This is a genomic window from Mesorhizobium ventifaucium (assembly GCF_935822925.1).
Taxonomy (GTDB): domain Bacteria; phylum Pseudomonadota; class Alphaproteobacteria; order Rhizobiales; family Rhizobiaceae; genus Mesorhizobium; species Mesorhizobium ventifaucium.
This window is the reverse complement of record NZ_CAKXZS010000005.1, coordinates 151,727-158,714: the sequence shown is the minus strand read 5'-3', so window position 1 is coordinate 158,714 and position 6,988 is coordinate 151,727. Positions and strand designations below refer to the sequence as shown.

The 6,988-nt window shown below is 65.7% G+C and carries 9 protein-coding genes; 1 reads left to right on the top strand and 8 read right to left on the bottom strand.

Annotation, left to right across the window (positions count from 1 at the left end; all coding sequences use genetic code 11):
* From NMG70_RS05300 to phnG, 7 genes are all read right to left on the bottom strand, one after another.
* Window positions 1-433 (bottom strand): DapH/DapD/GlmU-related protein (locus NMG70_RS05300; RefSeq protein WP_254023556.1); only part of this gene is annotated, 433 nt, incomplete at its 3' end.
* Window positions 430-1,137 (bottom strand): phosphonate C-P lyase system protein PhnL, encoded by a 708-nt coding sequence (gene phnL / locus NMG70_RS05295; RefSeq protein ID WP_254023555.1) that lies wholly within the window; start codon window positions 1,135-1,137, stop codon window positions 430-432. The genes phnL and NMG70_RS05300, both read right to left, overlap by 4 nt.
* A 55-nt stretch (window positions 1,138-1,192) precedes the next feature.
* Window positions 1,193-1,969: a phosphonate C-P lyase system protein PhnK gene (phnK, locus tag NMG70_RS05290; protein WP_254023554.1), complete on the bottom strand. Its 777-nt coding sequence runs from the start codon at window positions 1,967-1,969 to the stop codon at window positions 1,193-1,195.
* Window positions 1,966-2,877: an alpha-D-ribose 1-methylphosphonate 5-phosphate C-P-lyase PhnJ gene (locus NMG70_RS05285; RefSeq protein ID WP_254023553.1), complete on the bottom strand. Its 912-nt coding sequence runs from the start codon at window positions 2,875-2,877 to the stop codon at window positions 1,966-1,968. Before NMG70_RS05285 ends, phnK begins: the two co-directional genes overlap by 4 nt.
* Window positions 2,874-3,986 (bottom strand): carbon-phosphorus lyase complex subunit, encoded by a 1,113-nt coding sequence (locus NMG70_RS05280; protein WP_254023552.1) that lies wholly within the window; start codon window positions 3,984-3,986, stop codon window positions 2,874-2,876. The genes NMG70_RS05285 and NMG70_RS05280 overlap by 4 nt, the downstream gene beginning before the upstream one ends.
* A gap of 1 nt (window position 3,987) precedes the next feature.
* Entirely contained in the window at window positions 3,988-4,599 is a 612-nt protein-coding gene (phnH, locus tag NMG70_RS05275; protein WP_254023551.1) for a phosphonate C-P lyase system protein PhnH, read from the bottom strand.
* Window positions 4,599-5,060 (bottom strand): phosphonate C-P lyase system protein PhnG, encoded by a 462-nt coding sequence (phnG, locus tag NMG70_RS05270; RefSeq protein ID WP_254023550.1) that lies wholly within the window; start codon window positions 5,058-5,060, stop codon window positions 4,599-4,601. The genes phnH and phnG overlap by 1 nt, the downstream gene beginning before the upstream one ends.
* 122 nt (window positions 5,061-5,182) lie before the next feature.
* Here phnG and phnF point away from each other — a divergent pair, with 122 nt between their 5' ends.
* Window positions 5,183-5,932, top strand: coding sequence for a phosphonate metabolism transcriptional regulator PhnF (phnF, locus tag NMG70_RS05265; RefSeq protein WP_254023549.1), 750 nt, complete (start codon window positions 5,183-5,185; stop codon window positions 5,930-5,932).
* A 10-nt stretch (window positions 5,933-5,942) separates the two neighbouring features.
* Here phnF and NMG70_RS05260 read toward each other — a convergent pair whose 3' ends face one another.
* The gene (locus NMG70_RS05260; protein ID WP_254023548.1) at window positions 5,943-6,959 is read right to left on the bottom strand and encodes a zinc-binding alcohol dehydrogenase family protein; all 1,017 of its coding nucleotides are present in this window, start codon (window positions 6,957-6,959) and stop codon (window positions 5,943-5,945) included.
* Window positions 6,960-6,988: the final 29 nt, after the last annotated feature.

The following is a 6,988-nucleotide window of genomic DNA, read 5'->3' as shown; positions in this document are numbered from 1 at the left end:
CGACGTCCTTGCACCCGGCGCCGGCGCCGACCGCTGCGCCATCGCCGACGGTGACGCCCGGGAGGATGGTCGAGCCGTGGCCAAGCCAGGTGTCGTGGCCGATGGTGACTCGCCTGGCGCGGCGCTGCGCGAAAAATTCGCTCTCGTGCTCGGCGTCGTCCCAATAGTCAGAGGCGCGATAGGTAAAATGGTGCAGCGTCGGCCGCCAGGTCGGATGGTTGGTGGCGTTGATGCGCACGCTGGCGGCGATGTTGGCGAATTTGCCGATCGTCGCGCACCAGGCGCTGCAGTCCTGCATCATGTAGGAATAGTCGCCGAGCGTGCTTTCCGAGACCCGGCAGCGTTCGGCGATCTCGGTCCAGCGGCCGAGCGTCGAGCTCTCGACTTCCGCCGTCTCGTGGACAAGCGGCGTTTCCGACAGTTTTCCGGTCATGCGGCAGTTTTCCCGGCGGCAAAAGCGGTCACGTCGATGACGCGGTCGGCCACTGCCTCACGCACGTCGTGGTCGTGGAAGATGCCGAGCAGGGCGACGCCGGCCGCCTTCTTGGCCGCGATCAGCGCAATCACCACGTCGCGGTTGCTGGCGTCGAGCGAAGCGGTCGGCTCGTCGAGCAGCAGGATTGGGTGCTCGGTGATGAAGCCGCGCGCGATGTTGACGCGCTGTTGCTCGCCGCCGGAAAAGGTCGCTGGCGGCAGCATCCAGAGCTTTTCCGGCAGGTTGAGCTGCGCCAGCAAGGCGCGCGCCTTGTTGCGCGCAACCTCACGGTCCTCGCCGCGCTCGACCAGCGGTTCGGCGACGACGTCCAGCGCCGAGACGCGCGGCACGGTGCGCAGGAACTGGCTGACATAGCCGATGGTGAGGCGGCGCACGGCAAGCACGGTGCGCGGGCTGGCCGTCGCCAGATCGATGAGTCCGTCCTCGTGCTGGACGATGATCTGGCCTGCATCGACGGCATAGTTGCCGTAGAGCATCTTCAGGATCGAGCTCTTGCCGGCGCCGGACGGGCCGCCGAGCACCGCACATTCGCCGCTCCTGATCGAGAACGACACGCCGGCGACGACAGGCAGTTTGATGCCGTCACGAAGATGCATGGTGAAGCTCTTGGCGACATCGGAGACGACGAGCGGGGTTGCCATCAGAAGGTGCTCCATTCGCCATTCGTTTGTGGGCCAACACCCGGAACAATCATCTTCACACCTGCAATATCGAAGAGACAAGGAGCTGGGTGTAGGGCGCGCGCGGGTCGTCGAGCACGCGGTCGGTGAGGCCGCTTTCGACGACGCGGCCGTCCTTCATCACCATCATGCGTTGCGACAGCAGACGCGCCACCGCAAGGTCGTGGGTGACGACGATTGCCGCCAGGCCGAGATCGGTGACCAGGCCGCGCAACAGGTCGAGCAGACGCGCCTGCACCGAAACGTCGAGGCCGCCGGTCGGCTCGTCCATGAACACCAGCCGTGGCCCGGTGACGAGGTTGCGGGCGATCTGCAGGCGCTGGCGCATGCCGCCGGAAAAGGAGCGCGGCTCGTCGTCGATGCGGTCCTCGTCGATCTCGACGCGCGACAGCCAGTCGACGGCGGTAGCGCGGATTTTCCCATAGTGGCGGTCGCCGACCGCCATCAGCCGCTCGCCGACATTGGCGCCGGCCGACACCGTCATGCGCAGCCCGTCGGCGGGGTTCTGGTGGACAAAACCCCAGTCGGTGCGCATCAGGAAGCGGCGATCGGCCTCGCTCATGCGGTAGAGCTCGCGGAACTGGCCGTCGCGCATGCGGTAGGTGGCGGTGCCGGAGCTCGGCAGCAGCCTGGTCGACAGGCAGTTGAGCAGCGTCGTCTTGCCGGATCCGGATTCGCCGACCACTGCCAGCACCTCGCCCGGCCACAGGTCGAAGGTGACGTTCTCGCAACCAACGCGCGAACCGTAGAACTTGGACAGCGCTGAAACGCGCAGCAGTGGCTCGTCACTCATTGCGCCGGCTCCGTTTTTTCCAGGGCAGAAGGGGTCTCGGGCGCAAGGTGGCCGCGATGGCCTTGCTCGCGCCGCTTCTCGCAATGGTCGGTATCGGAGCAGACGAACATGTGGCCACCATGGTCGTCGAGGATGACCTCGTCGAGATAGACGTTCTCGGCCGCGCACAGCGCGCAAGGCTGGTCGAAGGTCTGCACCTCGAACGGATGGTCCTCGAAGTCGAGGCTGACCACGTCGGTGAAAGGCGGCAGCGCATAGATGCGCTTTTCGCGACCGGCACCGAACAGTTGCAGAGCCGGCGAACGGTGCATTTTCGGGTTATCGAACTTCGGCGTCGGCGACGGGTCCATCACATAGCGACCCTCGACCTTGACCGGATAGGCGTAGGTGGTGGCGATGCGGCCGTGCCGGGCGATGTCTTCGTAGAGTTTTACATGCATGAGGCCGTATTCCTCCAGCGCATGCATTTTGCGCGTTTCCGTCTCGCGCGGCTCGAGGAAGCGCAGCGGCTCGGGAATCGGCACCTGATAGACCAGCACCTGGCCTGATGACAGCGGATGTTCGGGGATGCGGTGGCGGGTCTGGATGATGGTCGCCTTCGCCGTCTCGGTGGTGACGGCGACATTGGCGACCTTCCTGAAGAAGGCACGGATCGAAACCGCATTGGTGGTGTCGTCGGCGCCTTGGTCGATGACTTTCAGCACATCGTCTGGGCCGATGATCGAGGCGGTGACCTGGACGCCGCCGGTGCCCCAGCCATAGGGCATCGGCATTTCGCGTGAGGCGAATGGCACCTGGTAGCCGGGAATGGCGATGCCCTTGAGGATCGCCCGGCGGATCATCCGCTTGGTCTGCTCGTCGAGATAGGCGAAGTTATAGGTAGCGATGTCGGTCGGTTGTGCGGTCATTCCGCGGCCTCCCTTTTTTCTTCGGCCCTGCCGGCATTCTCGCGGGCGTCGTGCTCGGCCCGCATGCGGCGCACCAGATCGAGCTCGGCTTGGAAGTCGACATAATGCGGCAGCTTCAGGTGCTCGACGAACCCCGTCGCCTGGACGTTGTCGGTATGCGAGATGACGAACTCCTCGTCCTGGGCTGCGGCGACGACGTCTTCGCCGAATTCGGTTGCACGAAGAGCGCGGTCGCAGAGCGCCATGGCCATCGCCTTGCGCTCGCTCTGGCCGAAGACGAGGCCGTAGCCGCGGGTGAATTGCGGCGGCGCCTTGGCCGAGCCCTTGAACTGGTTGACCATCTGGCACTCGGTGACACGCACGGAGCCGAGCGGTACTGCGAATGGCAGCTCCGGCACGTCGAGTTCCAGCTCGACCTCACCGATGCGAACCTCGCCGACGAAGGGATGGTTGCGGGCATAGCCGCGCTGGGTGGAGTAGCCGAGCGCCAACAAAAAGCCCTCGTCGCCGCGCGACAGCGCCTGCAGGCGGATGTCGCGCGCCATCGGAAATTCCAGCGGCTCGCGGGTGATGTCGCCCGGGATATGATCCTGCGACATGTCGCCATCAGGCTCGATCAGGCCTTCGCGGGCGAGGATGGCGGAGACGCGCGGCATGGCGTCCGCCTCGCTGGCGCGCTGCAGCGGCTCGGCGACGTCGCCACCCGCGGCGAGCTCGGGATCGAGTAGCCGGTGGGTGTAGTCGAACGTCGGGCCGAGCAGCTGGCCGCCAGGAAGATCCTTGTAGGTCGCTGACACGCGCCGCTCGACCAGCATTGCGCCGGTGTCGATCGCCTTGGTGTAGCCGAAGCGCGGCAGCGTGGTGCGATAGGCGCGAACCAGGAAGATCGCCTCGATCATGTCGCCGCGCGCCTGAACGATGGCCAGCGCCGCCAATTCACAGTCGTAGAGCGAACCTTCGCTCATCACTCGGTCGACGCCGAGCGCCAGCTGCTCGACGATCTGGTCAAGGCGAAGCGCCGGCACGGAACGGTCGCCGCGGCGGCGGTCGGCGAGCAGGGCGTGGGCGTTGGCAATGGCCGCTTCACCGCCTTTTACTGCGACATACATATCACGCCTCCATCGTCTTGATGCGCGTTGTGCGCGGCAGGCAGGCGACGCCTTCCGGGGTGGCGAGGATAATGTCGACACCACGCGGAAAACGCTGATTGTTCTGCTTCCACTGTTCGACGAAGTGGCGCGGCATCTGCGCCGGCGCGATTGTCGCGGTTCTTTCGATGCCAGGACCTTCGAGCAGCAGAGGGGCGCCTGAGACGAGATCGCTCACCTGCAGGATCAGCGTCGTCGAGCGGTCGGGATAGTCCTGGGTGCCTTGTGAAAAGCCGTCGAGCGCCATCATCTCGGCCGGCGTGGCGATCAGCGCGAAATGCGCATCGGCTGGCGTGTTGGCCAGTGGCGCGCCGGTGTGGAAGCCAAGCCAGGATTTTATCGCTGCTGGGCCCTGCAAAACGAGGTCGAGCCAGAGCGGCGTGTCGTTGTCGCACAGCGCCAGCGCGATGGCGCCCGCGGTGGCCGACAGCGGCGCCGGCGGGCGGGCAAAGACCGGCAGGGGCTGCAGGGTGCCCGGCCGCGCCATTGCGTCCATCACGGCGCGGAACACCGTCTGGGCGTCGAACACCGGATCGACAAAGCCGCCCTCGATCGCTTGGGTTGCGATGTCCATCAGTCTTCTCCGCGTACCATGGTGAAGAAATCGACCTTCGTTGCCGCGGTCTCGGCGCGACGCCGCTCGCGTGCGCTGGCCAGCGCGGCCTGCAGCGGCGCAATGAGCTTGGTCTCGACCTCGTTGCGGCGGGTTGGATCCTGCCAGAGCGCGTCGGCGATCGCCGCCAGTTTTGCCTTCTGCTTGTCACGGCCCAGTGCGTAGCAGTGGCCGACTTCTCCCGAGGCCAGCCGCACCGTCGCGCGGGTGACCGTCGCCTCGCCGACGTTGAACGGCGCGCCGCCACCGCCGATGCGGCCTCGCACGGTGACCAGGCCGGTTTCGGGGCCGCGCAGGAATTCTGCTTCCGAAGGCAGGCCGGCTTCGTTCCAGAGGCGGACGATATCGTCGCCGGTCGATTGCGCCAGCGTCGCGATGACGGCCTTGCGCTCAGCCTGATCGCGCGCTTCCTGTCCTCGCATGGTTAACATTCCCTTGCATCGGAAATTTGTCTATTGATATAGACAACTATACAAATATATCTATTTTCTAGTGCGTGTCCATGACGGATGGATGACAGGCGCGAAAAGATCGGGGCAAAGAGATGATCGGTCAGCAGATGGCCAGCAGCTTGGAGCGGCGCAGCGGCGTCTCGCTCTGGCGGCAGATCGCCGACCAGATCCTGCATTCGATCGCCGTCGGCGACTTTGCCGAGAATGCTGCGCTGCCACCGGAAGTTGCATTGGCCGAGCGGTATGGCGTCAACCGCCATACGGTGCGCAGCGCCATCGCCGCGCTTGTGCAGGATGGCGTGCTCAGGGCCGAACAGGGGCGCGGCACCTTCGTGCTGTCGCGCAAGCGCCTGTCCTATCCGATCGGCGCGCGCACCCGCTTTTCGGAGGGCTTGCAAGGGCAGGCGTCGGAGCGTCGCAGCGTGCTGCTCGAATCGGCGGTCGAGCCGGCCAGCCGGCGCGTCGCCGAAGGGCTGGGGCTTGCCAAGGGATCGACTGTAATACGCCTCGAGACACGCGGCGAAGCCGATGGGGAACCGGTCTCGCGTGCCACCGGCTGGTTCGACGCGGGACGCTTCGCCGGCATCGATGCCGCCATGGCCGAAACCGGATCGGTGACCGCCTCATTCCAGCGTTTCGGCATCGGTGACTATCTCAGGCAATCGACGGTGCTGTCGGCCCGCCACGCGGACGCCGCCGACCTTGCCGATCTCGATCTGCAGCCCGGTGCCATCGTGCTGGTCACGATCGCCGTCAACGTTACGCCGGACGGCCAGCCGATCCAGTTCGCCGAAACGCGGTTCCCGGCCGAGCGGGTCGAGCTCAAGCTATCGGCGCTTTAAGGTCTGGCGTTCATCCGACCTGGATGACGGCCTTGATCAGGCCGGATTTCTCATGCGCCCAGCGGGCGAGGTCGCGCGGCGTGTCGCCAAGCGTCGTGCGATGGGTGACGAGCTTTGCCAGCGGCACAGCACCGTCGCGGATCGAGGCGGCGACATGGTCGAAGTCGGCGCGCAGTGCGTTGCGGCTGCCGATCAGCGTCATTTCGCGCTTGTGGAATTCGGGGTCGGAAAAGACGATGTCGTCCTTGACGACGCTGACCAGGACCAGCGTCCCGCCATGCGCGACATGGGCGAAGGCCGACTGGACGGACTGGGTGTTGCCGGTGGCATCAAAAATCACGTCGAAACCTTCGCCGCCGGTCGCCTCGCGCACCAGATCGATCGCAGACTGCCGCGAACCGTCGAGAGTGGCGAAGCCGAGTTCGCTTGCGGCAAAACCCAGCCTCTCAGCACTCATGTCGAGCAGCGTCACGTCGAGACCGGCGATGCGGGCAAACAGCGCCGTGCCGAGGCCGATCGGCCCGGCGCCGATGACCAGCGTGCGCGCGCCGGGATCAGCCAGCGAGCGCCGCACAGCGTGCGCCCCGATCGCCAGGAATTCGACGGCGGCGGCATCGGCCAGCGACAGGCCGTTTGCCGGATAAAGATTTTGCGCGGGCACCAGGATCCGTTCGCACATGGCGCCGTCGCGGTGGACGCCGAGCACCTCGATCCTGACGCAGCAATTCGGCTTGCCTTGACGGCAGGCGACGCATCTGCCGCAAGCGAGATACGGGTTGATGATCACGGGGTCGCCGACGGCCAACTCGACGCCTTCGCCAGCATCGATCACGGTGCCGGAGACCTCGTGACCCATGATGCGGGGATAGGCGAGGAACGGATGCTTGCCCTCGAAGATGTGATAGTCGGTGCCGCAGATGCCGACATGACTGATCGCGACCAGCGCCCAGCCCGGCGGTGGTGTGCTCGGCGCCGGGCGGTCTTCCATAACAAGATCGCCGGGCGAACGGCAGATGACGGCTTTCATGATTTGATCCAGTCGGTTCATGGCACCGC